Origin of the sequence: Nostoc linckia z4 (genome assembly GCF_002608075.1) — a bacterium.
Classification (GTDB): Bacteria; Cyanobacteriota; Cyanobacteriia; order Cyanobacteriales; family Nostocaceae; genus Nostoc; species Nostoc linckia.
The window spans coordinates 80,869-106,568 of record NZ_LAHA01000009.1 but is presented as its reverse complement, the minus strand read 5'-3'; the positions used below and the strand labels follow the sequence as shown (position 1 = coordinate 106,568).

General features: G+C 41.4%; 28 protein-coding genes. 10 read left to right on the top strand and 18 right to left on the bottom strand.

The window, feature by feature from the left end; genetic code table 11:
• The first annotated feature begins 17 nt into the window (after positions 1-17).
• A complete protein-coding gene (locus VF06_RS10170) occupies positions 18-1,688 on the top strand; it encodes a transglutaminase-like domain-containing protein (RefSeq protein WP_099067141.1) in 1,671 nt (556 codons plus the stop codon).
• A gap of 387 nt (positions 1,689-2,075) precedes the next feature.
• Here VF06_RS10170 and VF06_RS10165 read toward each other — a convergent pair whose 3' ends face one another.
• Positions 2,076-2,930 carry a PD-(D/E)XK nuclease family protein gene (locus VF06_RS10165; RefSeq protein WP_099067140.1) on the bottom strand — a complete coding sequence of 285 codons (855 nt, stop codon included), beginning with the start codon at positions 2,928-2,930 and terminating at the stop codon, positions 2,076-2,078.
• A 147-nt stretch (positions 2,931-3,077) separates the two neighbouring features.
• Here VF06_RS10165 and VF06_RS10160 point away from each other — a divergent pair, with 147 nt between their 5' ends.
• The 3 genes from VF06_RS10160 to VF06_RS10150 all read left to right on the top strand — a co-directional run bounded on the left by VF06_RS10160 (position 3,078) and on the right by VF06_RS10150 (position 5,203).
• A complete protein-coding gene (locus VF06_RS10160; RefSeq protein WP_099067149.1) occupies positions 3,078-4,508 on the top strand; it encodes a phosphoglucomutase/phosphomannomutase family protein in 1,431 nt (476 codons plus the stop codon).
• A 181-nt stretch (positions 4,509-4,689) separates the two neighbouring features.
• Positions 4,690-4,965, top strand: coding sequence for a LapA family protein (locus VF06_RS10155; RefSeq protein WP_099067139.1), 276 nt, complete (start codon positions 4,690-4,692; stop codon positions 4,963-4,965).
• A 13-nt stretch (positions 4,966-4,978) separates the two neighbouring features.
• On the top strand, positions 4,979-5,203 hold the full coding sequence (locus tag VF06_RS10150; protein WP_099067138.1) for a DUF433 domain-containing protein: 225 nt from the start codon (positions 4,979-4,981) through the stop codon (positions 5,201-5,203).
• Positions 5,204-5,220: 17 nt separating this feature from the next.
• Here VF06_RS10150 and VF06_RS10145 read toward each other — a convergent pair whose 3' ends face one another.
• The 7 genes from VF06_RS10145 to VF06_RS10115 form a co-directional block, all read right to left on the bottom strand.
• Positions 5,221-5,499 carry a type II toxin-antitoxin system RelE/ParE family toxin gene (locus tag VF06_RS10145; protein ID WP_099067137.1) on the bottom strand — a complete coding sequence of 93 codons (279 nt, stop codon included), beginning with the start codon at positions 5,497-5,499 and terminating at the stop codon, positions 5,221-5,223.
• Positions 5,489-5,752, bottom strand: a complete 264-nt coding sequence (locus VF06_RS10140) for a CopG family ribbon-helix-helix protein (protein WP_244917968.1) — start codon at positions 5,750-5,752, stop codon at positions 5,489-5,491. Before VF06_RS10140 ends, VF06_RS10145 begins: the two co-directional genes overlap by 11 nt.
• A 161-nt stretch (positions 5,753-5,913) precedes the next feature.
• On the bottom strand, positions 5,914-6,306 hold the full coding sequence (locus tag VF06_RS42560) for a hypothetical protein (protein ID WP_099067136.1): 393 nt from the start codon (positions 6,304-6,306) through the stop codon (positions 5,914-5,916).
• Between the two features lie 2 nt (positions 6,307-6,308).
• Entirely contained in the window at positions 6,309-7,280 is a 972-nt protein-coding gene (locus VF06_RS10130; RefSeq protein ID WP_099067135.1) for a hypothetical protein, read from the bottom strand.
• Positions 7,281-7,641: 361 nt separating this feature from the next.
• On the bottom strand, positions 7,642-7,983 hold the full coding sequence (locus VF06_RS10125; RefSeq protein ID WP_099076514.1) for a hypothetical protein: 342 nt from the start codon (positions 7,981-7,983) through the stop codon (positions 7,642-7,644).
• A 143-nt stretch (positions 7,984-8,126) separates the two neighbouring features.
• The gene (locus VF06_RS10120; RefSeq protein ID WP_099067147.1) at positions 8,127-9,419 is read right to left on the bottom strand and encodes a sensor histidine kinase; all 1,293 of its coding nucleotides are present in this window, start codon (positions 9,417-9,419) and stop codon (positions 8,127-8,129) included.
• A gap of 8 nt (positions 9,420-9,427) precedes the next feature.
• The gene (locus VF06_RS10115) at positions 9,428-10,114 is read right to left on the bottom strand and encodes a response regulator transcription factor (protein WP_099067133.1); all 687 of its coding nucleotides are present in this window, start codon (positions 10,112-10,114) and stop codon (positions 9,428-9,430) included.
• 66 nt (positions 10,115-10,180) lie between these two features.
• Here VF06_RS10115 and VF06_RS10110 point away from each other — a divergent pair, with 66 nt between their 5' ends.
• On the top strand, positions 10,181-10,576 hold the full coding sequence (locus VF06_RS10110; RefSeq protein WP_099067132.1) for a hypothetical protein: 396 nt from the start codon (positions 10,181-10,183) through the stop codon (positions 10,574-10,576).
• On the opposite strand, the gene VF06_RS10105 is transcribed toward VF06_RS10110, so the two are convergent.
• A complete protein-coding gene (locus VF06_RS10105) occupies positions 10,573-11,286 on the bottom strand; it encodes a hypothetical protein (protein WP_099067131.1) in 714 nt (237 codons plus the stop codon). The genes VF06_RS10110 and VF06_RS10105 overlap by 4 nt on opposite strands.
• 822 nt (positions 11,287-12,108) lie before the next feature.
• Here VF06_RS10105 and bchL point away from each other — a divergent pair.
• From bchL to VF06_RS10090, 3 genes are all read left to right on the top strand, one after another.
• Positions 12,109-12,975, top strand: a complete 867-nt coding sequence (gene bchL / locus VF06_RS10100; RefSeq protein ID WP_185570455.1) for a ferredoxin:protochlorophyllide reductase (ATP-dependent) iron-sulfur ATP-binding protein — start codon at positions 12,109-12,111, stop codon at positions 12,973-12,975.
• Positions 12,976-13,007: 32 nt separating this feature from the next.
• Positions 13,008-13,796: a DUF5331 domain-containing protein gene (locus VF06_RS10095; protein ID WP_099067129.1), complete on the top strand. Its 789-nt coding sequence runs from the start codon at positions 13,008-13,010 to the stop codon at positions 13,794-13,796.
• 310 nt (positions 13,797-14,106) lie between these two features.
• The gene (locus VF06_RS10090; RefSeq protein WP_099067128.1) at positions 14,107-15,510 is read left to right on the top strand and encodes a ferredoxin:protochlorophyllide reductase (ATP-dependent) subunit N; all 1,404 of its coding nucleotides are present in this window, start codon (positions 14,107-14,109) and stop codon (positions 15,508-15,510) included.
• A 216-nt stretch (positions 15,511-15,726) separates the two neighbouring features.
• On the opposite strand, the gene VF06_RS10085 is transcribed toward VF06_RS10090, so the two are convergent.
• Positions 15,727-19,032 carry an SdiA-regulated domain-containing protein gene (locus VF06_RS10085; protein WP_099067127.1) on the bottom strand — a complete coding sequence of 1,102 codons (3,306 nt, stop codon included), beginning with the start codon at positions 19,030-19,032 and terminating at the stop codon, positions 15,727-15,729.
• Between the two features lie 482 nt (positions 19,033-19,514).
• Here VF06_RS10085 and VF06_RS10080 point away from each other — a divergent pair, with 482 nt between their 5' ends.
• Positions 19,515-19,736 carry a type II toxin-antitoxin system HicB family antitoxin gene (locus VF06_RS10080; RefSeq protein WP_099067126.1) on the top strand — a complete coding sequence of 74 codons (222 nt, stop codon included), beginning with the start codon at positions 19,515-19,517 and terminating at the stop codon, positions 19,734-19,736.
• Positions 19,737-19,741: 5 nt separating this feature from the next.
• Here the strand turns inward: VF06_RS10080 and VF06_RS10075 are convergent, their stop codons facing one another.
• The 5 genes from VF06_RS10075 to VF06_RS10055 form a co-directional block, all read right to left on the bottom strand.
• Positions 19,742-20,269, bottom strand: coding sequence for a hypothetical protein (locus VF06_RS10075; RefSeq protein ID WP_099067125.1), 528 nt, complete (start codon positions 20,267-20,269; stop codon positions 19,742-19,744).
• The gene (locus VF06_RS10070; protein ID WP_099067124.1) at positions 20,266-20,769 is read right to left on the bottom strand and encodes a DUF4365 domain-containing protein; all 504 of its coding nucleotides are present in this window, start codon (positions 20,767-20,769) and stop codon (positions 20,266-20,268) included. Before VF06_RS10070 ends, VF06_RS10075 begins: the two co-directional genes overlap by 4 nt.
• Before the next feature lie 81 nt (positions 20,770-20,850).
• Positions 20,851-21,870 (bottom strand): aldo/keto reductase, encoded by a 1,020-nt coding sequence (locus VF06_RS10065; RefSeq protein ID WP_099067123.1) that lies wholly within the window; start codon positions 21,868-21,870, stop codon positions 20,851-20,853.
• Between the two features lie 280 nt (positions 21,871-22,150).
• Entirely contained in the window at positions 22,151-22,486 is a 336-nt protein-coding gene (gene petJ / locus VF06_RS10060; protein WP_099067122.1) for a cytochrome c6 PetJ, read from the bottom strand.
• Positions 22,487-22,540: 54 nt separating this feature from the next.
• Complete coding sequence (locus VF06_RS10055; protein WP_099067121.1) at positions 22,541-22,765, bottom strand: hypothetical protein; 225 nt, start codon at positions 22,763-22,765, stop codon at positions 22,541-22,543.
• 179 nt (positions 22,766-22,944) lie between these two features.
• Between VF06_RS10055 and VF06_RS10050 the strand changes: the two genes are divergently transcribed.
• Positions 22,945-23,745, top strand: a complete 801-nt coding sequence (locus tag VF06_RS10050; RefSeq protein WP_099067120.1) for a histidine kinase — start codon at positions 22,945-22,947, stop codon at positions 23,743-23,745.
• A 511-nt stretch (positions 23,746-24,256) separates the two neighbouring features.
• Here the strand turns inward: VF06_RS10050 and VF06_RS10045 are convergent.
• From VF06_RS10045 to VF06_RS10035, 3 genes are all read right to left on the bottom strand, one after another.
• The gene (locus VF06_RS10045; protein WP_073643542.1) at positions 24,257-24,448 is read right to left on the bottom strand and encodes a YqaE/Pmp3 family membrane protein; all 192 of its coding nucleotides are present in this window, start codon (positions 24,446-24,448) and stop codon (positions 24,257-24,259) included.
• 146 nt (positions 24,449-24,594) lie between these two features.
• Entirely contained in the window at positions 24,595-24,993 is a 399-nt protein-coding gene (locus tag VF06_RS10040; protein WP_099067119.1) for a phage holin family protein, read from the bottom strand.
• A 234-nt stretch (positions 24,994-25,227) separates the two neighbouring features.
• Positions 25,228-25,569: a 2Fe-2S iron-sulfur cluster-binding protein gene (locus VF06_RS10035; protein ID WP_099067118.1), complete on the bottom strand. Its 342-nt coding sequence runs from the start codon at positions 25,567-25,569 to the stop codon at positions 25,228-25,230.
• Positions 25,570-25,700: the final 131 nt, after the last annotated feature.

Genomic DNA, 25,700 nt, shown 5'->3' with positions numbered 1-25,700 from the left:
TTTAATAAATATTTAATATGAGTTTTGTACTCCCCACTTTGACTGCTAGCCAGATGTTTGGGCAAAAAACAATTCGACCGCTTACTGCTGCTACCCTGTACGGTATTGCTTTCATTAAGGATAGACTGATTGCCATTGACAGTCTCAAAGGGCATCTACTAGAGATCGATCCTGCGTCTGACAACAGCAAAATTATCAATCCGCATCAAGTTAAGGAATTCACCGATGTCACCGGTTTAGGAATTTGGGAAGATACACTGTGGGTGAGCCGCGACCATAGTGTTTATTTATGCAAGCTCAATGCTTTGGGCTTGGAACATTTCGTCACATTGCCTTATCCAGCCAATGGCGTTGCTGTTTGGGATACAACAGTGTACATCAGCTGCCAAAGGTTAGGCTACATTTTGATTTTTGACCGAGAAACCCGAAAAGAAATTACTAGGTTTTATGCCCCTGGAGTTGGTGTAGAAAATTTGGCAGTTACCGAGGAAACGTTGTGGATTTGCGATCGCACAGAACAAACAGTTTATGCGATGGACAGAGCCACTGGAGAAGTTCAATTTAGCGTGCTGACGCCCTTTGAATCGCCTACAGGTATCGCAATACATCAAGATGGCGACACAGGCAAAGAAAGTCTCTATATCGCCTATGCCTCTGAGGAGCCTTATATTAGGGACAACCCAAATGCCGATCCTAACCACGAGCTAACTTACCGCGATCGTACTTTTATTCATCCCCTGTATTATCATTACGAGCCAGATAAGCGCTACGCCCTCTCCAATGGCTATCTTATAGAAATGTCCTATGCTGAGGAAATCGCACCCTTAGACGAAGTTTATTTACCCGATGTTGAATGGCGCATTGCCCTACCATCAGAAACCGAGCGTCAAAAGGTGAAACACGTCGAACCCATCGGTATACCCTTCACTGAAGAAGTGACAGATGGACAACGGGTAGCAGTATTTAAATTTGATGCCCTTACCCCAGGGGAACGCCACATATTTGGCTGGAAAGCACTTTTAGAAGTTCGCGGAATTAAGTATCGCATTACACCAAAGGATGTGGAAAATATCCCCGAACTATCACCAGAATTGCAAAGCCGCTATCTAGTAGATGACGACGACTTAGCAATGGATACTACCATTGTCCGCCGTGCCGCCAGAGATGCCATTGGTTCGGAAACCAATCTATTACGGAAAATGTATAATATCCGTAATTATGTTTACGATGAATTATCGTATGGTATTAAGCCTTACATTGATGCTCCAGATATAGTTTTAGAACGTGGCGTTGGTTCCTGCGGTGAATATGTCGGCGTTTTACTTGCTCTATGCCGTTTGAATGGTATTCCTTGTCGTACCGTTGGCAGGTATAAATGTCCACCTTACAGCGAACACCAAGGCGTACCGCTACAACCTGATTTTAATCATGTTTGGCTGGAATTCTACGTACCGAATTTTGGTTGGTTGCCAATGGAATCAAATCCTGATGATGTCGGTCATGGCGGCCCTTATCCCACACGGTTTTTTATGGGCTTGTGCTGGTATCACATTGAAATTGGTAAGGGTATCTCCTTTGAAACTTTGACCAGTCAAGGTGCGCGGTTAACCAAAGAAGATATCCCCATCGGCGATTTGGCAATTAATCATATCCGGTTCACAATTCTTAAAGAATTACCACCTTTTTGAATTTAGGGACTTCCAAGTAAAAAAATATTCCACAGAGGATTGTTAACTGTTGACCGTTGACGGTTGACAGTCAACAGTCAAGGCTTGGACTCCGCTCAGCCTTCACCCTGAGCGAAGTCCTACCTGTAGCGGCGACCATAGGAGAATGGTCAATAGCAGCCAGCACGTTGCACGGGTTAAGAGCCTTGGTCGCGTAGCGTATCCGACAGGAGAAGCAACTGGCGTTCAACGACCCCAAGCGCAATAATTTATTTTTTGGAGTTATACGAATTCACCAAAATATTGATACACATACAATAACCTGTAGGGGCGAACGGCTTTACCCTGCGGGAAGGCAGAGCCTACGCCCTTACGCTTGTATTTGTATTTTTTTTACCTGCGCTCTACTTATTCATGCACCTTTAAACTGGGCATTGGATGGGGTTGAGTTGAGTCAAATTGTGAAAACTCACAGATAGAATTAAATGGACAAAAACGACAGTGATAACCGGGATTTGGGGGAAAGATATCACTAAAATTATCGGTTTTTTGTTGATATTTTTGTAAATCTTCTTGGTGTTTATGGGCAATATTGGCTAATTCCAATTCTAAGGATGCTAATTCACTATTATTAACTCTAATTAAATCGGATTTTTTACCAATTTCTAAGTTATAAAATGATGCGACCGCTCTATGTCTAGGATAAAGATAACGAGCAGCTAATAAATAAACTAAAGCTTGTCTGTGGTCAAAAGCTGATTTTCCAGTTTTGAAGTCTAAAATATGTAAAGTGCGATCGCTCTCAATAAAAACGCAGTCCATCGCTGCATATAAGCGAAAACAAGAATTTTTTTGTTCGATAACAATCGGTTTGGGAAAACCTTCATCGCCGGGAGTTAATTGAATAATATTTTTATTCAATAACAAGGGCGCATCATGATATTTTTTCAAAATTTGCAGCACCCTTTGGCGGACTAAATCGCTGGAGTTGCCTAATTTTAGTAGCTGTGCAACTTTTTCCACTCCATCGGATCGCTGTAGCAGGTGTCTGTGATTATGAAATTCATAAACGCCTTTTTGGGCAAGTATCCCAATTCTTTGGGGTGCAGTGGCTTTGGCTAATAGTGCCTTGACTTCTGGTTCGTGTTGCCGCGCTTTGATAAACCCCCGTCTCATCTGGCAATGCCAGCGTTCTTGCCCTGACGCTGGGGCAACTAAAGACCAGAGGTGATAACTGGCAAAAGGTCGATCGGGGGTTGACATCGCTCGAAAACAGTGAGAGAAAGTACGGTGGGATAAATTATGTCCGGCAGTTTCCACCGAACATAACTCCGGAGGATACTTGCTGCTACACACGCTTTGCGGGAAGCTTTTAATAGTACTGATGATGTACGGGAGCAAGTGGCAAAAATGAGCGCTAGTAGCAATTCCAGCAAGATAAAATTTGGTACCGATGGATGGCGAGGCATTATTGCCGATGACTTTACTTTCCCCAATGTGCGGAAAGTTACAAGAGCGATCGCCAGTTACCTCGAAACAGCCTATACAAAAGATAGACCAGTACTTATAGCCTACGATACTCGGTTTTTAGCTGACCAGTTTGCCCGCACAGCCGCCCAAGTCTTGGCAGATTTGGGTTGGACTGTAAAAATTACCGACCGGGATTGTCCCACACCAGTAATTGCCTACAACGCCCGTCACCTAAATTCCGCTGGGGCGTTAATGTTTACTGCTAGCCATAATCCAGCACCATACTGTGGAATTAAATATATCCCCGATTATGCTGGACCTGCCACTCCAGAGATTACTGATACTATTGTGGCAAATATAGAAACTGCATCGGATGAACTGCCTAGCAACAATCCATCTGGTTCAATTTCCACTTTCGATCCCAAGCCAGATTACCTGCAATTTATCTACACCCTGCTTGATGTAGAAAAGATTAAGAGCGCTAATTTAAAAGTAAAATACGATGCTCTCTATTCTACTTCTCGCGGTTATTTAGATGAAGTTTTGCAACATAGTGGCACTCAATTAGAAAGTTTCCACACCTGGAGGGATGTATTATTTGGCGGCGGAATGCCAGAACCAAAGGGCGAACAACTAGTAGAGTTAGTGGAAGCAGTAGTCAAGGATCGTGCTGATTTGGGTTTGGCGACAGATGGCGATAGCGATCGCTTTGGTATTGTTGATGAACAAGGTAACGTCCTCACTCCCAATACTGTGCTGTTAGTTTTAGCACGACATTTAATCAAAAATAAAGGTAAAAGCGGCGCTATCGTCCGCACTGTGGCTACAACTCACCTGCTGGATAATTTCGCCGCTAAATATGGACTGCAAATTTATGAAACACCAGTAGGCTTTAAATACATCGGTGAAAAAATGCGGGAAACTGCCGTACTGATTGGTGGGGAAGAATCAGGCGGATTAAGTGTAATTGGGCATATTCCCGAAAAAGACGGTGTTTTAGCTGATATGCTAGTGGCAGAAGCCATTGCTTATGAAGGTAAACCCCTAAGTCAGCTAGTTAAGGAAGCGATCGCTGAAGCTGACGGCCCGCTTTACAACACGCGCCTTGACTTGCACCTCACCGAGTCACATAAAACCACTGTTATCGACTCCTTCACCAAAAATCCTCCCTCAGAAGTCGCAGGAATTAAAGTCAAGGAAGTCGGACGCAAAGACGGCATTAAACTCTATCTAGAAGAAGGTAGCTGGATACTGCTACGTCCTTCAGGTACAGAACCCTTGGTGCGCGTTTACCTAGAAACCAACTCTCCTGAAAAACTCACCCAAATCTCTCAGGAGATGGAAAGTACCATTGCTAAGCTAGAAGCATAAGAGTTAGGAGTTAGGAGTTAATAGTTAGGAGTTAGGAGTTAATAGTTAAGAGTTGTAAATTAGCAATTCTTAACTCTTAATTTATAACTTTGCTCAAAATCTGAATTCATAACTCCTAACTCCAAACTCGTTACTCAAAACTCCTAACCCCTAACCCCTAACTCCTAACTTTTATTAATATATGAAAACTTTAGCTCCTTTATTAACAATCGTAGTTGTAGCTATTTGGATAGTGGCGATCGCAATTATTTCAGTTCAAAATGCCACACCAGTTTCGTTAAAATTCTTAACATTTCAATCAATACAAATACCAGCGGGTTTAGTTTTAGCTTTTAGTGCAGTTATTGGATTAATTGGTACAGCACTGCTGCAACCCCTCTGGAATCTTGCTGATTATGGACAGAGTAATTCTCGATTACAAGATGATGCTGAATTTTTTGTTGATGATGATTTTTGAGGGTTGAATAGCTGTGCAGTACCAAAACATTATTACAATCGAACCAGGGAAGCGAGGTGGTAAACCTTGTATTCGAGGAATGCGAATTACTGTATACGATGTTTTATCTTATCTTGCCTCTGGCATGACCTACGAGGAAGTGCTTGAAGACTTTCCTTATCTGACACGAGAGGATATATTAGCTTGCCTAAGCTATGCGGCTGATAGAGAACGGCAAATGCTGACAATGCAAGCATGAAGTTATTGTTTGACTCGCTAATCTGGATACCGCTTTGACGTGTGGAGAACCCGAAGAATTTCTACTGACTCTTCTTTTATTCGGTAAATAACAATATATGGTGTGCTAGAAATTACTAGCTCCCTTGTGCCTTCTACGCGTCCAGGCCGCCCCATAAAAGGATAATTCTCAAGTTGACTGGCAGCAACTTGAATCTTCAATATCACTTCCTGCGCTGCTTGTGGATTTTCTTTCAAGATGTAACTATGGGCTTGTTCCAAGTTCCGAAGCGCACGGCGCAGCCACTTAATCCGCATTAGTTAGTCTTGCAAAAATTGCTTTTACTTCTTCATCGCTGGCAAAATCTCCAGCATCCGCTTCAGCAATCCCGCTTTGAATCTGATCGATTTGCCATTGATACATTTCAACATAAGCAGCTACCGCCTCATTAAGTACGTAGCTGCGATCGCGGTTTATTCCAGCCGCGATCGCATCAAGCGCAGCCTTTTTATCGCTATCTATCCGAAACGTAATGTTTTCTTTACTCATGGTTTTGTCAAATCTGTCCATATTGCATCATATCATATTGCAATACGTTGTCATGCAAGGATAGCAGCGATCGCTATTTTCTCAGAGTGCCTATTATCTGTAAATTTGGTATTACATGAAAAAAGCCTGAGTTAACAGGCTATTTTGGAAAGTTTCAAAAGTGTGATTCCACTTTTATCAAATTAAAATGTCCATTCGTGGTCTGGATCGTCAAGGGCAGCGCGAACAGAAGCTAAATTTGCAAGTTCTTTGAATGGGCTAGATTTAGCTATTTCTGTAATAGAGTTTAAAGTAAGGGCTAGTTGTTCATTATTGCCGGATGCGATGGCATTATCAACAACAGCAAATAAAGCGTGAAAGTTTTTTGCACGTTCATCAAAAGAGCGATCTAAATACGCCATCAGCAAATCTCGCTGGGCATTAATCTTGGTGATTGTTTCTTTTTCCCAAGCCTCAATATTACGTCTGTTTGTCTGTTCCTCTTCGGCAACCTTAAGGTAATCGGTGTAAGCTAAAACTACTTGCTGTAGACATTCACCAGGATTAATAAATTCTTTGACTACTTTGATAGACATTTCTAATTGCCTCCCAAAGTACGATACTTGGCTTGAATAGTCGCAGTAGCAGGATTAAGCTGCCCTTCACCATCTAAAACAGGAGTTTTCATGATTTCTGCAAGTGCTTTAACAAAAAGTGCGACTTTTTGAAACTTCTTGGCATCCCTGTTTTTGTCGAATGATGGTAAAGATTCAAGTTCTTGAAGACCTAGAATAGCGCATTCATTCAAACACTCAAATACACCCTCTAACTCAGTAATCCGGCGTCTTACTTGTTGCATAAAGTCTTTTGCTGCGTCAATTTTAGCGATCGCAGTGTTGACTTCAGCGTTGTACTCCCATGCTTTCGTCAATGCTTTTTCGCCTTCACCAGCAAGTACAAAACCTCCAATAAGGACAGCTGGCCCAACCGTGATACCACCTAACACAAGAGAACCAAGAGCCATACCTCCGCCACCAGCAGCTAATGAACCACCGCCCAGCCATGCTAAAGTTGCATTCCAGGCTGCTGCACCGCTAAGTCCTCCTATAAGTGTCCCAGTACTTGCCACTCCTACAGAGGTAGCAAGACTCATTGCACCACCATACCCTGCTGCTGCTGCCCCAATAGCCTTAGCTCCACCTTTGAAAAACTGTTCAGCTTCCATTGCAGCAGTTTTGTACTCCTTGATCTGCTGAACTGAAATTCCGTCTAACCCCTCTAAAAATTCCTTTTCACTTTGTTTTGCTTTACCAATGTTTCGTTCAATAAAATCAACAAACCGCCCAATTGTATTCATCATCACATCAAGCTGGAGTTGGCCATACTCTTCTGCAAGTTTATTAGTTACCTCCCAATCTGCTTTCAAGTCACTGACTGCATTTGAGTGGCGCTTTTGGGCACGTTCACCAATCTCTTTTGCCTCATTCATATTCCCAACACCTTCAACACCTTTTACTGCTCCGAAAGCAGCAGTTCCCAAAGCAATAGCACCCAAAATAAGTGGAATCATAAAATACTCCTGATTATGATTAGTATTTGGTTAGTACTTGTCTACGGGTTAAGTAGAAAAAAGCATCACCTTATACTTAATTTTCCCTGATATACCAGGTAATGAACATTTAAAAGGTATAAATTTAATTACGTAATGAATATAGTTGATAATTCTTTTCGTCTTAAATGTCGCAAGTAGTCGTTGCAAATTGCGATTTGTCACGTTTCCACAGGTGATGAATACAGAAGACAGGCGATCGCAACTTTGCACAGCTAAAGTTATTTTTGCTTGTAGGGAATTAATATCCCAGAGATAAAAGTGCGATCGCTTGCCTTATTTTTGCTGTCAATACTCCCACTCTATTCTGGAGTCAAGAGATTTAATCGTCATGAATTTGAATAGTTTCACCGTTGGCACGAGTGATGCTAAGGGCTTTGAACTCATTGTCATCATAGTTACCAACTACGGTGATTTGTTCTCCCACAGAAAGGTTAATGGGTTGTCCTAATTGGGGTTCTGCCTCAACAATAATTTGTTGCTTACCATCGTTGAGAATGAACTCGTCATCTAAAAGCTTAGTAACTTGACCGGAAATACTAGTAACACGAGCATTTGGGAAGTTATCAATTTGGTTTGGTGCTTTTTGCGCTCCCACTTCAAAAGGAATTAGCAACGCAAACAAAACAGTTAGCACGATGCTGGGTGTAGGACTGAAATTCATTTTTTTAGGTTTCCAATCTGATGTGTAATTGATGGTTATTTTCAGATTGCCTGATAAAAGTAACAAGAAAGTAACAGCACCTTTTCAACAGTGAATTCCTTTATTATCAATACTCAGTATTAATTGCTTGTGATGCTGAAGGTTTAAGGGTTCAAGGGTAGTTTGATTTGAAATGTAGAGCCTTCACCCAAACGGCTGATTGCGAGAATTTGTCCGCCATGTACGTGGACAATTTGTTGTGCGATCGCTAATCCTAAACCAAAGCCTCCTGTGTGGCGCGATCGCACGCTATCTACTCGATAAAATCGCTCAAATATATGCGGTAAATCTGCTGGTGGAATCCCAATACCGCTATCCTGGACTTCAATCACTACCCAACGAGACATCAGGAAAACTCGTAAGCAAACTCTACCTCCAGACGGCGTGTAGCGGTAGGCGTTAGTGAGAATATTTGTTAGTGCTTGCCGCATTAAATCTGGATTTATTCTCAACATTACCAATTGTTGGGGAAATTCGCTGATGAATTCTAAATTTTTTGCCTTTGCTGAGTCAGTGTATTCCTTTACTAATGCTGTAAGCCAGCTAACCAAATTTACGAGGTGGAGTGTCTCTGGTTTTAACTGTCCTTGATTTCGAGCTAACAATAATAAATCACTAATCAGCATTCCCATCGATTCAGCAATCTGGTCAATATTAACCAAGGAACTTTGCTGTTGACTGGTGTCAATTGGTTCGAGCAAACCAAACTGAGCGTAATTCCGAATTGCTTGCAGGGGTGTCCGTAGTTCGTGGGAAGCATCAGCTGTAAAGCGCTGTAATTGCTCGTATGATTGGCGAATTGGCTGCATAGCCATTCCACCAAGAAACCAACCCGTCACACCAATTACACTTAAGGCAATGGGTACACCTACTATTAAAAACAGTCTCAGCGACCATAAAGTTTTTTCTAAAGGTGCTAAGGAAGCGGCTATTTCCAGATAGCCAATTAATTGTTTATCCTGAAAAACAGGAACTGTTAATTGACGCAGTAGTTTCTGGCCATCGTCCCCTTGGCGCAGTTCCTCTGAAGCATTCCTCAACTCTATTGTTTGAAATCCTAGTTTATTATTTAATTGCTCTGATGGAGTGACACCAAAAAACTCTAGTAATTGCTTTTTGGGAGTGTACCAACGGGCATAAACAATTCTATTGTCAAAGGGCAAAGCTTCACCACCCAAGATGGGGACATCTTCGAGACTAATGCGTTGCTCTTGTTGGTAAAGTCCATCTTCAACGCCAGCCGCCATCAGCCGACTTGTATTGTAAAGTTCTTGGTCAAATGCCCGCAATTGCTCTTTGGCTTCTAAAAAGTAAAGTAGTGTTGCAAAGATTACCAGAATACTCCCCATTGAGAGCGTAAACCAGCGAGCTAAGTTACGCCGACTGCGGCTGAATATATTAGGAATTAGCGATCGCATTCTGCAGTGGCGACTAATCGATATCCTATACCGTAAACAGTTTGTAGCCAATCTTCTGCTTTTACCATTTGTAAGCGCTGCCGCAATCGATGTACTAACATTGTGATTGCTTTACTATCTGGCTGTGTATTCCATTCCCAAAGTGCTTGTTCTATTTGGTCATGAGTGAGTACCTGCTTGGGATGTCGCAGAAAATATTCCAGCAATTGAAACTCTCGACCAGACAATTGGACTGTAATTTGCTGGCGTTGTAAGGTTAGTGTATTGAGATGAAGTTGTAAGTCAGCTAACTCTAGTATGTCACCTTGCCACACCGGAGGTCTGCGTCCCAATGCTCGTACTCGTGCTAACAGTTCGAGCAAACTAAAGGGTTTAACTAAATAGTCATCTGCACCAACATCTAAAGCAGATACTTTATCCAAAATTGCATCTTTAGCCGTGAGAATTAGCACTGGAGATGTTTTTCCAGCTTGACGATACTCTTGACACAGACTAACACCACTGACCTGGGGTAACATCCAATCCAAAATTAATAAGTCATAATCTCTGTTTTTGATTAACCACTGGGCTGTTTCACCATCTTCAGCAGCATCTACAACATGTCCGACTTTCGAGAGCGCACCCTGTAGTGGTTTTAACTGAGTAACATCATCCTCTACAAGTAAGATTCTCATTCATCATATCGCTGTACTTTTTTCCATTTTCCTATGATGAATTAATTATTAAACTTTTTCTGTATTATGTTTCGACCTCCTTGGCTGCAATTTCTCATAAATTTAGGACTAGAATTTTGGCTACCAATACCCTTAATCGGATTATTTTTTTGGTTGAGTACAGGTTTGCTAACGCATCAAGTATTAAGCTATACCTACGATACAAACACCCAAATTCACGCCGACTCTAAACATCAAATTCAGTTTTCAGTTTCAGTGGCTGTCATGTCTATTGAAGCTGTAATTCAACGCCAAGAAAAGTTAACTGAAGTTAAAGTTTACACTGCTGATTCGTTTTTAAAGCAGATGGAATTTGAATTTCCTGTGACTGAATTTGCTCAAATTGATGCTGCGATAGCTCAAAATTTAAGATTACCTGTAACAGCAATAAAACAGGTAATACGTTATCGCATTGAAAACTAATCTGTTTGGTAGCTTTGAATTAGCTGTAGCTTTAGGTAATCAATGAAATCCAATATTTCTGTATCAGTGAGTTGTAAACGCGATCGCTTGCCATATTTTTGCTGCAAATACTCTCTACCTTGTTCTGGAGTCCAATTTAATTGTGTTAAATATCTGTCAGTTTGAGCTATCAAAACTGTATGGACTTCTGAAGAGATTGTATTAGCAGATATTTGTATTGGTTCTTGATTATAATTTTGAATAGAATTAATTTTTAAACTTACTCTTTGTCCTATAGGTTGCCAGTTATTTTCCTTGTGTCCATCCCAACTAACACCTATAGAGTGATAATTAACCGGATCGTAAATATTGCAGAATACTACTTTTTTATCTCCAGGACTAACGGTAATAGTAAGTGGATGACGCAGTTGTTCGAGAGTAAGAATATCTAAAGATAACAATAAGCTTTTACAGAAGTAAGTATCGCTTCCTGAACGAATAATATAAGGTTTATCTGCTAAAACATATAAATCTGTTCTGTTAACTTCTCCAAATGTATTTTCAACCTTTTTATTAACTTCTATTCCTGTTATCGCCCCAGTTAAAGCTCTCTCATAAATTGGGATGCGTTTTTCATCTTCAGATAGCATATACCAACAATGATCGGGTTCTCTGCTGACAAACACATATTGAGGTTTTGGAATAGCTCCGAATCCTAATTTAACTTCCATATTTTTGAGCGAGTTTTCTTAAATTAATTTATTTAGCAGCAAGCTTTCACGATTTGTACCGTTAAGCGATGAGTTCCTTTATAGATATAATTCCCTAGACAGGAATTAAATTAACATTAAGGCAACCAAAGTTACGGTTTTTTTGTGCATCATTCATAACTTTTCTCACCCCAGAGATGTTGAGTATTAACATTGATTTTTTAGACTTGACAAGACTGTACTTTTCTGAAAATAAATATCTTAATATTTCTTAAATATTACCTAGTTATATTGATGCAGCTTAGAGATTTGAAGAATTTTAGACAATAATTTGGTAATTTAATAATATTTTACAAAATCAGTTTAACTTGCTCTCAAGTGGTGTTGGCTAACGAGGGAAAGGTGGGAATTTAATTGGGATCGCTAATTTCAGTGGTATTTGCAACATAGGGCTGTATATAACTCTGTCTAAGCTTGAGCCTGCACCCTAATCCACTGAAAATAACTGGTTTTAGAATCAGATAATTCTATGAAAACTATTTAAAAAAGGGAATTACAGCTTTTTGTATTTTGTAACTATTTTTATAAAAATAGTTAATAAAATATTTTATTTGATTATTTTTGAGAATTATTTAGCTTTTTAAAGGTATTTAATCTGAAATAATAATTTTTAAGCTAAATTAAACGATATAGCAACGTTTTTTAGTTTTAGACCCACTTTCTTTTCTCTGTAATTTGCACAATAATGGCAACCACAAGACTTCACGCATTGCCATCTCAGGCTAGGTGAAGGCAAACGTTTGAGCCACAAGTTTGACAAGAAGCTATAAGAGGCAAACAACAGTGAAACTAGCAGTCTACGGAAAAGGTGGTATCGGCAAATCCACAACTAGCTGTAATATATCCGTCGCCCTAGCTAAACGTGGCAAGAAAGTGCTGCAAATTGGCTGCGACCCAAAACATGACAGCACCTTCACCCTCACAGGGTTTCTGATTCCCACAATTATCGACACCCTCCAAGAAAAGGATTATCACTACGAAGATGTCTGGCCGGAAGATGTGATCTACAAAGGTTACGGTGGTGTTGATTGCGTAGAGGCTGGCGGCCCACCTGCGGGTGCGGGATGTGGCGGTTATGTCGTTGGAGAAACAGTAAAATTACTTAAAGAACTCAACGCTTTTGATGAGTACGATGTAATTTTGTTTGACGTTCTCGGTGACGTAGTTTGCGGTGGATTTGCAGCACCACTCAACTATGCAGATTATTGCCTGATTGTTACAGACAACGGCTTTGATGCGTTATTTGCTGCTAATCGCATTGCTGCTTCAGTGCGGGAAAAAGCACGGACTCACCCATTGCGTTTAGCTGGGTTAATTGGCAACCGCACCTCGAAGCGCGACTTAATTGAAAAATATGTAGAAGCAGTGCCAATGCCAGTTCTAGAGGTTTTACCTTTGATTGAAGATATTCGCGTTTCTCGCGTTAAAGGTAAGACTTTGTTTGAAATGGCAGAGCAAGATCCTTCCCTGGAGTACGTTTGCGATTATTATCTCAACATTGCCGACCAAATTTTGGCGCGTCCCGAAGGCGTTGTACCTAACGACTCACCAGATCGCGAATTGTTCTCTTTGTTGTCCGATTTTTATCTAAATCCGGGTAAACCCCAGGTTCCTAATTCCGAAGAGGAACTAGACTTGATGATTGTATAAATCACCAAGTTCTCAGGATGGGGAATAATAACATGGCATTCTTTCACAGCTTTACAGACTCATTAAAGCAGAAGTGGTTGCAATTTTTCCAGGCAAATCGGGATTGGATTATCTTGCACATGGAAGTAGAATCAGTGTACACGCCTGATGGCGGGAAGCGACCACCTTCTTACCTCATCCTGGGAGTAGTTAACGCCCTAGAACCAAAATTAGCGCAATTGATGTTGCCTTTTGCCAAACTGAATCCTGATGCTGATACCCTGATTGAAGTGCTGGATTTGCATTTTGACCCAGATTTTGCTCTCGGTAACCGCTTCCAAATTACACCAGAACAAGAGAATTATGTGCATAATGCCGTAGCTGCCATTGATGAAAAGCCTGAAGATGAAACATTGACACATTCTCATACCAATGGCTTTGAGTTGACGGCGGTATCTCAACAATTCACAATGGTGGATTCTGATGATGCAAATCTGGGTTTAAGCGAGTCTGAGGAAAGTGAAAATGGCTTTGGTGATATTTCCTTATCTAACGACAAAGATTTAAAAGATGAGCCGCTTCAAACTTCTAGTGCAGAAGCAGATGAGTTTGGGGAAATTACTTTCGATGCCACAACAGCAGCAATAGAAGTAAAGCTGGATGACGAGGTAATTGAAGATAGTCCACTAGATGAAAGTGCATTTAGTGATGTGCTATCAGATGTCTGGGGTGATGAAACATCACTGCAAAAAACCGAAGAAAATAACGATTTGTTAGGGGAAGAACTACCAGCCGGCGTTTTTGATGAATCCGAAATTGCCCGTCTCTTCCCCAACGCTTAATTACAAAGTTAGGAGTGAAAAAAGTTATGAGTGAAAAAAAGTTAAGAGTTAGGAGTTAGGAGTTAGGAGTTAGGAGTTAGGAGTTAGGAGTTAGGAGTTAGGAGTTAGGAGTTAGGAGTTAGGAGTTAGGAGTTAGGAGTTAGTAATAAAAACTCATAACTGACAACTCATAACTGACAACTCTATAATTCACAACTCATAACTGACAACTCATAACTGACAACTCTATACTTCATAACTCACAACTCTCAACTCCTAACTCATACTTAATTACCCCTAACTGGAAAAATCAAGGGGAGAAAAAACCAAAATGACTGTCGCTCAACAACCAGAAGCTTTAAACTTTGAGTGTGAAACTGGGAATTACCATACCTTTTGCCCAATTAGCTGCGTGGCGTGGTTATACCAAAAAATTGAAGATAGTTTCTTTTTGGTGATTGGGACAAAAACTTGTGGCTACTTCCTGCAAAATGCAATGGGGGTGATGATTTTTGCCGAACCCCGCTATGCAATGGCTGAGTTGGAAGAGGGGGATATTTCGGCACAGCTGAATGATTATGAAGAATTGAAGCGGTTGTGTTTGCAGATTAAACGCGATCGCAATCCCAGTGTAATTGTCTGGATTGGCACTTGCACCACTGAAATCATCAAAACAGATTTGGAAGGTTTAGCACCGAAACTCGAAGCTGAAATTGGTATTCCCATCGTTGTGGCGCGTGCTAACGGTTTAGATTACGCCTTCACCCAAGGAGAAGACACCGTGTTAGCTGCAATGGCTAATCGTTGTCCCGATAAAGCGCCGATGGCGGAAACAGAGAAAAACGAACGCAACGCCATTCAAAAGCTGCTGAATTTCGGTAAGAAGAAAGAAGAAGTCGTCCAAGAAGAATCTGAGTACGTAGACCACCCGCCTTTAGTTCTCTTTGGTTCCCTTCCAGACCCAGTAGTTACGCAGTTAACCTTAGAACTGAAGAAACAAGGCATCAAAGTTTCCGGCTGGCTACCCGCTAAACGCTTCACCGAACTGCCAGTATTGGAAGAAGGGTATTATGTCGCTGGTGTCAACCCCTTCCTCAGTCGCACAGCTACAACTTTAATGCGCCGCCGCAAATGTAAACTCATCGGCGCACCCTTCCCCATTGGCCCCGATGGAACCCGCGCTTGGATTGAGAAAATTTGCTCGGTATTTGGTATTACTCCCAAAGGTTTGGACGAACGGGAAGCTCAAATTTGGGAAAGCTTGGAAGATTACGTCAAACTGATTCGCGGTAAGTCTGTATTCTTCATGGGTGATAACTTGCTGGAAATCTCCCAAGCACGGTTTTTGGTGCGCTGTGGGATGACAGTTCACGAAATCGGCATTCCTTATATGGATAAGCGCTATCAAGCTGCTGAATTAGCGCTACTGGAGAAAACTTGCCAAGAAATGGGTTCGCCGTTACCAAAGATTGTGGAGAAGCCAGATAATTACAATCAACTCCAGCGAATTTATGAGTTGAAACCAGATTTAGTAATTACTGGTATGGCTCATGCCAATCCCTTAGAAGCACGCGGTATTAATACAAAATGGTCTGTGGAGTTCACTTTTGCTCAAATTCACGGCTTTACAAATGCCCGTGACATGTTGGAATTGGTGACTCGTCCGTTGCGTCGCAATAATAATTTGAAAGATTTAGGTTGGGAAAAGTTGGTTAAGGAAGAAGCGAAGATTTAGAATTTGGCTTTTTATTGGGTAGGGGGATTCCCCACTGCCTTCTATCCAGTAGACTTGTTGCATAAGTCGGGAAAAGGGTAAGGGGAAAGGGGGAAAGGTTTTGTGTTTTCCCTTTCCCCAATAAAAATGCAGCCCTTTTTCCATCTCTTGCAAAAAGCACTTTTGCAAGAGGTATAGTTAACAGTCTTCTATGGAATATTTTTTTACTTGAAGTCCCTAAACCCGAATAAAGCTCGATTCCAGTAGTTGATTAGCTTTTATTCCAGGCAACAGCGCTAAGGTATCATTCCCAAAGAGAATCGCAGCAGCGCAATTCACATCCACAAAGGTTAGTTGACGCAAACTCAGTCCGCCGGATAAGCCAATAAAGTCTTGTTTGGGGTTAAAGTCTTGGATTGTGTCGGTGCCGTTGCTATCAGCACTGAGGATGAAGATATCTCGACCCTTACCACCATTGAGTAGGTCATCGCCTTCCCCACCCCAGAGGATATCAGCTCCATTACCACCTAAGAGGCTATCATTGCCAGCGTTACCAAACAAAGTATCTTTGCCATTTCCTCCAGTGAAGTTATCATCGCCACCATTGCCAATGAGGATACCTTTACCATTTTTGTCATTAACGGTTCTGCCGACTTCTATGGTAACCATCGCCTGACTGGTGAGGCTGCCATCACTGACTGTGTATTGGAAGCTGGCTGTACCGCTAAACTTGGAGTTTGGGGTAAAGATGACGTTATTCTTGTTGAGGGTAACTCTACCACCCACAACATTACTAAATCCATTGGCTAAAATAGACAATTTTGTGTTGGCATCGGGGTCAGTGTCGTTGGCTAGGAGAGTGGCTACGGGAATCACCTTAGCCACACTCTGGTTAGCTGTAAAGCCACTGTCATTATTTGCGGTGGGAGCTTCATTGACATTCGTAACTGTTAATACAAAGTTAGTGCTGGCATCAGGAGTGCCACCCACATCAGCATCATCCACCGCAACATTAACCGCATAGCTGGATTTCGTTTCAAAATCCAGGTTAGTGTTGGCTTTGAGGTACAGGACATTGTTAGCAATTTCAAAGGCGCTAGCGTCAGCTCCGCTGAGGCTAAGGACATTAGTGCCCAAAGCATCATCGGTGACAGTGATATCTGCGACTTTAATCCGTGTTGTAGTGCTGGTGTTTTCAGCGATCGCTGTTAGTGAATTGTTCAGCACCACGGCAGTGGGAGCTTGGTTGAGAGTTACAATGGTGCCTGGAGAGCCAGTTTCTAGACCATCGGTAGCGAGAAAGGCACCATTGACTCCCGCGACGCTCAAGGTGGAGACAGTTGGTAGTGGCAGCGTAGTACTGCCCAAACCAGCCTGATTATCAAAAGTCAAGCCTGTGGTGGATGTGCCAAAGCTAACACCAGTAATTCTGTTGCCGCTGGCATTAAAGAGATTTACCGCATCGCCTCCGGTGCTTAAACCTATACCAGAGCCGCTATAAGTCCCAATGGTGAAGCCACTGGGGACATTACTACCAAACCATGCCGTTTTGAATGCGTTGGTGGTGGTGGCATCACCTTCAATAAAAATAATTGATTGTCCAGGAGCGATGCTGGTAACTCCATTGAGTGCCACTGAGTTAGCGAAGTTGTTGGAGTCGTCATCTATTCTCCAGCCAGTAATGTCTACAGTACTGCTGCCTGTATTTGTCGCCTCGAACCAGTCGGCTCCATAGGGGCTATTGCCGCTACTCCACGGTGACACCTCGGAGACGATCAAGGAGGGAGGGGTGACAATGGTGCCTGGAGAGCCAGTTTCTAGACCATCGGTAGCGAGAAAGGCACCATTGACTCCCGCGACGCTCAAGGTGGAGACAGTTGGTAGTGGCAGCGTAGTACTGCCCAAACCAGCCTGATTATCAAAGGTGAAGCCTGTGGTGGATGTGCCAAAGCTAACGCCAGTAATTCTGTTGCCGCCGGCATTAAAGAGATTTACCGCATCGCCCCCGGTGCTTAAACCTATACCAGAGCCGCTATAAGTACCAATGGTGAAGCCACTGGGGACATTACTACCAAACCATGCCGTTTTGAATGCGTTGGTGGTGGTGGCATCACCTTCAATAAAAATAATTGATTGTCCAGGAGCGATGCTGGTAACTCCGTTGAGTGCCACTGAGTTTGCGAAGTTGTTGGAGTCGTCATCTATTCTCCAGCCAGTAATGTCTACAGTACTGCTGCCTGTATTTGTCACCTCGAACCAATCGGCACCATAGGGGCTATTGCTGCTACTCCACGGTGACACCTCAGAGATGATGACATTGGGAAGTGACGGTGTTTCATTCACCACATCCGTAACAGCTAAAGTAAAGTTGGCGATCGCATCCGGAGTGCTGCCAAGAGTCGGGTCATCTACATTAACGATGACACTATAGCTGGTCTTGGTTTCATAATCTAGAACAGTTCCGGCTTTGATGTACAGTCCAGTGCTGTCAACTTCAAAGAAGTTAGCATCAGTTCCAGTTACAGTCAGATTATTTGTTCCTAGCCCATCATCAGTAATAGTAATATCTGCTACTTTTAATCTAGTTGCAGTGCTGGTGTTTTCAGCGATGGCTGTAACCTGATTGTTCAGCACTATAGCAGTGGGAGCTTGATTCGGAACAGAGGAAGGTGCATAGACCCAAAGTTGCGGGTGATTGATATCACCACCGCCATTTTCACTGACTACATAAAGATAGCCATCTTTGTCCATTGTCAGACCTTCATGGCCCTGGTCTACAACAGACAGGGGATTACCTGGATTAGAGACAATGGTTAAGGAACTGTAAATATTTCCAGAGCGATCGATTTCGACAATTTTGCCCGATTCTTGACTCAGTACCAGCAGATTACTGTAGTCAGCTTGGCCGTTGAGAGATGACAGATTTGACAATGCGTAAACATCGGCAAAGTCCAACAGATTGGCCAGTGCAGGATTGAAAAGGTCAGTGGAGTTCGCTGTGGTGGGGGAACCGTTTGTGGCGGTACCGGCTGCAAAATCAATGTTAGTTTGAAATATCCCTTGTGGTTGCGTCTCTTTGACGGCAATGAATCCGCTCGTCAATGGGTCATAGGATATGCCTTCAATGCCAATATTCCCCACCGTTGTACCGAGCTTGACGGTTTGCACGTCGCTTTTGGTAAGCGTAGTGTTTGGTACGTAAGTGAACAAGTTAGCCTGACGGTCTCGTTCCTCGATTAAGACGAATTTGCCGCCGCCGATGTAGGTCAGCCCTTCCGTATCATAAAAGTCCGTGCCTTGGGGACTATTACCAGGAGCCAATGTCATTGAGTCGATTAACTCCCCTGTCTTCGTTACTTGAACGATTGATGTGCTACCATCGCCCACGACGAACAGGGTGTCAGTGTCCCAGTTGTAGGTTACCGCCGAGACTTCCTGAGCCAGCAGGCTGTTGGGAGGTGCAGTGGTGCGTGTAGGTTCGGGTAGGTCATACCGGCCGATCAATGTATAGGTGGATAGATCGACTGAATTAATTGCTGGCATTACTATTTGTCCTTAGAAGGGTAAAAGTTTGCAGGAATGCGCCTGTATATTGCATTTCCGTATGGATAGTTATTAGTCATTAGTCCTTAGTCATTTGTGTTTCTAAGGACTAATGACTAAGGACAAAGGACAAATAAAATATTTGAAACCACAGCTTTTACCGGACAATACACTTTCAAGTCAAATAAAAGTCTAAGAAAAATTTAAGAAAAGTTTATGGCCAATGGCACAAATAATGACAAAAAAATTATGACTTACGCACTCATAACACAATACGCTCAATTAAAAGAGAATCAGAACTTACGCAAGTGTCACAAAAAATCAATTTTTTTTGCTTGTAGTAAGGACTTCAGTCCTTATTAGAAGACTAAAGTCCTTACTACGAACTTAAAATAATATGCCAGTTGCGTAAGTCCTAAGAATATAAAAAGTAGCGAAGAAACACCACAAACACAAGAGAAAAAAGAAGAAGAGGAAAATTAATGCGTTATGCAATTGTGATTGAAAAAGCAGCAAACAACTATTCAGCTTATGTACCAGATTTACCTGGATGTGTAGCCACGGGCACAACTCTTGAAGAAATTAACCAGCAAATTAAAGAAGCGATCGCTTTTCATTTAGACGGATTGCGAGAAGAAGGATTACCAATTCCTGAGCCAACTACTTTGTGCGAATATGTGGAGGCAAGGAATATCTCGGCGTAGGAACATTATTCACTATCATCCAAGCGAAATTTGTGGGGATTTTTCAGGATAAATATACCGTTAGACTTGATTAAATCACCCGTACAATAAACAGGTAGGCGTTCTTGGTAGGCTTTCAGTGCAAGAATGTAGTCGCGATCGCTTAATTCAGTGTGGATGGGACGCAGTTTATCAACAACAATGCCCAGGAAAGTAATTTCTCCACTTAGGCGATCTGCGTTGGGTGTGGCGATATGCGTGACGACTGCTTGAATAGTAGTGTTAGGTGCATTTGTAATTAAGTCACCCAAAATTGACTGTTGGGATCTGGTTTGTGCCAATGCCAGAGTTTCAACAACTTCCGCCATGCGACGAGAAAAGTCGATAATTTCTGCTTTGAGGGGAAGTAGAATTTCAAAACCGTCCAAAGTCCAAATGGCAGCTTTATCACCTTGACGTTGCTGTTGCTGCCAACCATGCCCGACTAAGTAAGCTTCTACTTGTAACGGGTCGATATATCTGAATTTTTCCACATCTGGGAAAATAGCTGTCATAGTGATTCTCCAACAGCGATGCGTGACATTATGGTTTGGAGTGCGTTAGGGCTAAATATATTTTGACGCTTAATTTCCACAGTGATGGAAGTTTTGTTATCAACTGGTGGTTGTCCGCGTAACGATAGCCAGTACCCGCAGCGTTTAAGGCATAGGGATTCTTCGGTTTGGGATAACCAGTTGCTAACTTCTTCTGGCACTAAAACAACTATTAATAGTTGTGGCACGAAAGGATCGTTTTCCCGGAGTTCGTCATAGTTTTTGGTGCTGAGTCTGTATTTAATTGATGTTTCTTTAAGAATGCTTTGGGATGTAGATTTAATTTGTACATCAAATCTCGGTAGACGCTTGGAGTTGAGTTTTCCGGGTACAGTGATTGTAGCATCGATGCCGCTATCATCTAACCTACGTGTGGCTGCTTGCAAGGAGTAGCCAGCAGTTGCTGTGACGGCGTAAACATAAGCGTAACTAAAATCTTCTTTTTGGGTATTGAGGCTCATTATTTGCAGAGTCAATAAATTTGGGATTTTGAATCTTCAATCCAAAATCCCAAATTTAAAATCTAAAATACAATTGCTGTATTATCGTCGATATTCATCGCCACAATCGCCGATTATTTGGTACAAATCCCGTGACTGACGAGACACAGCGTTAATGCGATCGCGATCGCCATCATCTAAACTAAAACTGAAAACTTTAGCATTATCTTCGATATGTTCCGATACTCCAAGTCTGGCACCAACTATCACACCTCCCACAGTTGGTTTATCTAAAATGTAACGCGCTGCCACATTAGCAATGCTTACCCCATGTTTATTAGCAATTTCTTTGAGGATAGCAAGCAACTCTTGAAATAATCGCCAACCACCCCAAGCATCAATCATATTTTTATATTTTTTCAAGCTAGCGGTAGTTAAATCAAATCCTCGTGGTTCTGGTTTCCCTAGATAGTTTTCTGACAACAAACCACCGCAAATTGTACCGTAAGTAAAAAGTTTGATATCGTGCTGTTGACAAAATTCAATCATCTGCACTTCCGGACGGCGATCGACGAGTGAAAATTGTACTTGGTTAGAAACAATTTTAATGCCTGCTTCAGTAATAATTTTTAAGTGTTCTGTATCAAAATTAGTCAAAGCTAAATGCTTAATTTTGCCCTCAGTTTGCAACTCTGCCATATATTTGAGGGCATCTAGATAATTTTTATCTCGATATTCCCACCAATGGAATTGCATCAAATCTAATGATTGCACATTCATTCTTCTCAGGGAAATATCAATATTTTCCTCGACGAATTTTTTAGTCATTTTCCCTGGACGAGGAACCCATTTTGTAAAGGCTTGGATTTGCGATAAAGCATCTTTCCCACGGGTATCAACTAGTTGACAGCGAAACTCACCGATAAAATCTTCTGCGGGGCCATAATGGTCTGCTAAATCCCAAGTTGTGAAGCCTGCATCTAAATATTTGAACATACTATCAATGGCAACTTGGCTATTAATGCGCCCGTGTGCGCCAGAGACTTGCCACATTCCATTTAATATGCGGCAAATATTTAAATCAGGGGTGAATTGGAGACGACTAGCTGCGGGTAAGTTCATTTTCAAATTAGGAGTGAGAAGTTAGGAGTGAGGAATTAGGAGTTAGGAGTGAGAAGTTAGGAGTGAGGAGTTAGAATAGTTAATAATTAGTGAGTAGACAAGGGCTTTTAAAGTTTTTTAAGTTTTATACTTTCATTATGAATGATTTCGGACTTTTAGAGTTAATGAGTGGTAAAGTTTTAACTCCTAATTCTTAACTTTTAACTCCTAACTCTTAATTCCTCACTCCTAACTCCTAACTCCTAACTTCTAATTCCTAACTCTTAACTCCTAACTTTTTTTACCGCCAGCCTTTTTCAGCTTGTTCGAGAAGATAAGCAGCAACATCTTGAATTTGCTGTTCACTCAAGCGGTCTTTGTAGGCTGACATATTATTTTTACCATTAGTAACTATCGATATAACTGCCTCCATTGAATCCATACCATATTTCTTAAGGGTCTGCTTTTTCAGGTTTTTACCTCGCCTGACTATGTTACCACCATTAATATGACAACCAGCACAATGAATGCTGAATATTTGTTGGCCGTTGGCTATATCCGCGGCATTTGCTGGTAACGTCAAAGTATTTATCAATAATACAAAAGTTACTAATATCAATGTTAGGAGTTTTTTCACTCAACTGCTCCGGATTTTGAAATACTGGTTACAAAAATCAGTGTCATAAAAATGTTACAGAGATTCAAAGTCAGATGTGAATCCAGCAAAATGGGCACAATATTCTTGAAAAGCTTCGGCATCGCTAACATCGTCAATTTTATATGACATGATCCGGGTACCATCTGGCATTTTTTTGGAACCGATTAATTCACCTTGATATTTTTCAGCTATTGCTTTAAATTCAGTACCATATACTTTCCAAGCATCACCAGAACAACTAATATTTACTCGCCACATATTTTATTCTCAATTACTACCAGCAAGTATTCATCATCTCACAAATAGGTAACACTTCTTGGGGTGTATGACTTTCTATCTAAAGGAAGTGCCAAGTGCGATCGCCCTACGCCATAATCGGTATGTAGAGCCATGTCTATAAATTTTTATCCCAATTAGTAAAATCTCCAGAGTAAAAAATGCCTAACAATATCAAACAACAAATTCAAGCAGACTTACAACAAGCTAAACAAACTGGACAATTAAGAACTGAAAGAATTAGAGAAATTGTCAAATCCGCAGTTTCTCAAGTTTCTTCGGAATTTAAACAAGGTTCTACTGAAATCCGCAGCTTAGTGAAAGATGCGGTTTCTGCTGTAATTGAAACTTTCCAAGAAAAAGGCAGCGAACTCAAAGATGAAGTAACAGCTTCCATTGAAGGTGCGTTGGAAGGAGTTAATAGTAAAAGGCACGAAAATATTGTTAAAACTCAGGCAGATATCAAGCGGCTACAGGCTCAACTAGATGGTGAAGAAGAACAACTCCAGCAAGAAGTTGATGTGATTTTGGCAGAGATTGAAGAGACAAGTAAACAAGAACCTGCTAGTACAAAAACTGCAATTGATTCTGCCATTAATACCATTAAAGATAGTGAAGAAGTGGCATTATTAAAGAAACGTTACGCACAACTACAAGCACAATTAGCCCTTGTTCGAGCTAATTTGGCTGCACGTTATGGCGGACGTTCTATGGAGGTTCAAGATTATCTAGACGAGGCCAAACACTGGTATGATAAGGCTCGTCCCCAGGCGGAATCTCTGGCTGCACAGGTAGGGCAAAAGCGATCGCTCTTAGAAGATAAACTAGGTGAAGCAGGTACATCTTTAGCAAGAAAAGAGTACCAAATTAAACAAACCTTGAGAGAGTTACTGTTAACTGCGGCTGATTTGTTTAAAGATAAGGAACCTGCTGATAAAGAACGGGAAACTATCCACAAATAAATACAGCTGATTATAGCTTGGTGACATATAGCTTCTCTTAGGGGCGAACCACCGTTTGCCCCTATTAATATCAAAAATATTTTAATTATTGTCTCCACAGACTAATACCAATTTAAAAAAAGAATGCGACACATAGACAAGACACCTCCCCAACCCTCCCCTTGCTAAGATGCTGTAGAGACGTAGCATTGCTACGTCTCCACATCGGGTGGAATGACGAAAAATCCTTCAATGAGGCGTATCATCCCTGATTCGCCAGCTGTATCTTAGCAAGCGGAGGGTGTCGTCAGGCGGGTGGGCCATCGCAAACATTTTTTTAATGGGTATAACTTTCTCAACACCAAGGGTATTGAACTATAAGCTAATGCAGGCTGAAAAAGTATAACTATACTAGCGTGGAATTATGAACCGTTAACTGTCATCAGGTAGTTAGGATATTAACAAATGAAAAGGTGCGTTAGCTTTATGACATAACGCACCCTACTTCAGAGTTTTCAGATATTTTTACGTATTAGTAAATACGTCCTTCTCGGCTAAGTTGTTCATCATATTTGGCAATTACCCAAATTGCATGAATACTACCAGGAAGCCAACCAAGAAGGGTCAGCAAAATGTTGATAATCAATGTCGGGCCAACTCCAACTGTCAAGAAAACGCCTAAGGGAGGCACTAACAAACCTAGAAGATAACGAACTAATTTCATGATGTTGTTACTAGTGTGTAAATTTGTTTAATTACATTTTCTACAAAACACCAAATTATAAAATCCATCCCACGATTTATCTGAATTCGGTATTTTTGTTTAGAGTAGAGACGTGAGTGAATTATCGCTTCTACTCCTGCGAACGTTTATCTAGAAGGTAATTCACCTTGGCTTTTTACATTACCACCACTGGTTAAAAGATTTCTCTCAACAAAGTAGTTGTTAATCAAGGTATTAGCAAAAGATAGAATCACAGGCCCAAGGATAAAACCGATAAGTCCGTGAACTGAGAACCCAGGAACTAAAGCGGCTGATAACCAGAAGCAAAAACCGTTGATGATAAGGGAAAATGCTCCAAATGTTAAAAAGTTGAGTGGGAGAGAAAGGGTAGAAAGAACCGGCTTCACTGAACCGTTAATTAAACCGATTACGAAAGCAGCAATTAAAGCTGCGGGAAAATTAGCAATGTCAACATCTGGAACAACTAAATCAACAATTAATAAACTTAAAGCTGTGGCTATGGCAGTTAAAAATGGTGTCAACATTGTATTTACCTAATAAAGATTTTTTCTTTCAAACTTCTTATTTCATCTTTAACTAGGCACTAGATTCTAACCTCTCTTGAAAGATAGAATTTGCTTCTATCTTGAGGTTGAACAAAAAAAACTACAGTGGGATGCACGGCTGTGTGTCGTTACAGTAGCATGTTTTTTCAGTAATGTTACATTTCTTTAATTATTCAAAAAATTAATATTTATTTAAGATTTAGAAGGTAGTAATCATTCAGATTTTGCGGACTCAGGCTTATAGTAAAGGGCTGATTTGTATAAAACTTGTTCTTGATGGGTTTCTAAAGTGCAATCTGACAACGGATAAGTTACACAAGTAACAACATAACCAGCCTTTATTTCACCTGGACGCAGGAATTTTTGCTCGCTTTGATTGACTTCACCGCTGATAAGTTTGGCAATACAGGCGGAACATTCGCCTTGTTTGCACCCAGATGGTAGGCGGATATGAGCGTCTTCTGCTATATCCAAAATATATTGATCGTCTGGTACTTGAATGGTGGAATCTAATCCCAGGCTAGCGTTGATGAGTCGGACTTGATATACTGCCATCTGTTATTTCTAATTTGAACGCCTATTTAGAGACCATTTATAAAGTAAATCTTAAGTAGTGGGGTGGCAAGGTTAAGATAGTGCATTAGTAAACTCTTGTGGGGTGGGCATCCTGCCCGCCTGGACGGGTG

What these genes read in the sequence shown, in the direction of transcription:
- VF06_RS10170 (WP_099067141.1), top strand. Translation starts at nt 18, where the DNA reads ATGAGTTTTGTACTCCCCACTTTGACTGCTAGCCAGATGTTTGGGCAA.
- VF06_RS10165 (WP_099067140.1), bottom strand. Translation starts at nt 2,930, where the DNA reads ATGTCAACCCCCGATCGACCTTTTGCCAGTTATCACCTCTGGTCTTTA.
- VF06_RS10160 (WP_099067149.1), top strand. Translation starts at nt 3,078, where the DNA reads ATGAGCGCTAGTAGCAATTCCAGCAAGATAAAATTTGGTACCGATGGA.
- VF06_RS10155 (WP_099067139.1), top strand. Translation starts at nt 4,690, where the DNA reads ATGAAAACTTTAGCTCCTTTATTAACAATCGTAGTTGTAGCTATTTGG.
- VF06_RS10145 (WP_099067137.1), bottom strand. Translation starts at nt 5,499, where the DNA reads ATGCGGATTAAGTGGCTGCGCCGTGCGCTTCGGAACTTGGAACAAGCC.
- VF06_RS10140 (WP_244917968.1), bottom strand. Translation starts at nt 5,752, where the DNA reads ATGGACAGATTTGACAAAACCATGAGTAAAGAAAACATTACGTTTCGG.
- VF06_RS42560 (WP_099067136.1), bottom strand. Translation starts at nt 6,306, where the DNA reads ATGTCTATCAAAGTAGTCAAAGAATTTATTAATCCTGGTGAATGTCTA.
- VF06_RS10130 (WP_099067135.1), bottom strand. Translation starts at nt 7,280, where the DNA reads ATGATTCCACTTATTTTGGGTGCTATTGCTTTGGGAACTGCTGCTTTC.
- VF06_RS10125 (WP_099076514.1), bottom strand. Translation starts at nt 7,983, where the DNA reads ATGAATTTCAGTCCTACACCCAGCATCGTGCTAACTGTTTTGTTTGCG.
- VF06_RS10115 (WP_099067133.1), bottom strand. Translation starts at nt 10,114, where the DNA reads ATGAGAATCTTACTTGTAGAGGATGATGTTACTCAGTTAAAACCACTA.
- VF06_RS10110 (WP_099067132.1), top strand. Translation starts at nt 10,181, where the DNA reads ATGTTTCGACCTCCTTGGCTGCAATTTCTCATAAATTTAGGACTAGAA.
- VF06_RS10105 (WP_099067131.1), bottom strand. Translation starts at nt 11,286, where the DNA reads ATGGAAGTTAAATTAGGATTCGGAGCTATTCCAAAACCTCAATATGTG.
- VF06_RS10095 (WP_099067129.1), top strand. Translation starts at nt 13,008, where the DNA reads ATGGCATTCTTTCACAGCTTTACAGACTCATTAAAGCAGAAGTGGTTG.
- VF06_RS10090 (WP_099067128.1), top strand. Translation starts at nt 14,107, where the DNA reads ATGACTGTCGCTCAACAACCAGAAGCTTTAAACTTTGAGTGTGAAACT.
- VF06_RS10085 (WP_099067127.1), bottom strand. Translation starts at nt 19,032, where the DNA reads ATGCCAGCAATTAATTCAGTCGATCTATCCACCTATACATTGATCGGC.
- VF06_RS10080 (WP_099067126.1), top strand. Translation starts at nt 19,515, where the DNA reads ATGCGTTATGCAATTGTGATTGAAAAAGCAGCAAACAACTATTCAGCT.
- VF06_RS10075 (WP_099067125.1), bottom strand. Translation starts at nt 20,269, where the DNA reads ATGACAGCTATTTTCCCAGATGTGGAAAAATTCAGATATATCGACCCG.
- VF06_RS10070 (WP_099067124.1), bottom strand. Translation starts at nt 20,769, where the DNA reads ATGAGCCTCAATACCCAAAAAGAAGATTTTAGTTACGCTTATGTTTAC.
- VF06_RS10065 (WP_099067123.1), bottom strand. Translation starts at nt 21,870, where the DNA reads ATGAACTTACCCGCAGCTAGTCGTCTCCAATTCACCCCTGATTTAAAT.
- VF06_RS10055 (WP_099067121.1), bottom strand. Translation starts at nt 22,765, where the DNA reads ATGTGGCGAGTAAATATTAGTTGTTCTGGTGATGCTTGGAAAGTATAT.
- VF06_RS10050 (WP_099067120.1), top strand. Translation starts at nt 22,945, where the DNA reads ATGCCTAACAATATCAAACAACAAATTCAAGCAGACTTACAACAAGCT.
- VF06_RS10045 (WP_073643542.1), bottom strand. Translation starts at nt 24,448, where the DNA reads ATGAAATTAGTTCGTTATCTTCTAGGTTTGTTAGTGCCTCCCTTAGGC.
- VF06_RS10040 (WP_099067119.1), bottom strand. Translation starts at nt 24,993, where the DNA reads ATGTTGACACCATTTTTAACTGCCATAGCCACAGCTTTAAGTTTATTA.
- VF06_RS10035 (WP_099067118.1), bottom strand. Translation starts at nt 25,569, where the DNA reads ATGGCAGTATATCAAGTCCGACTCATCAACGCTAGCCTGGGATTAGAT.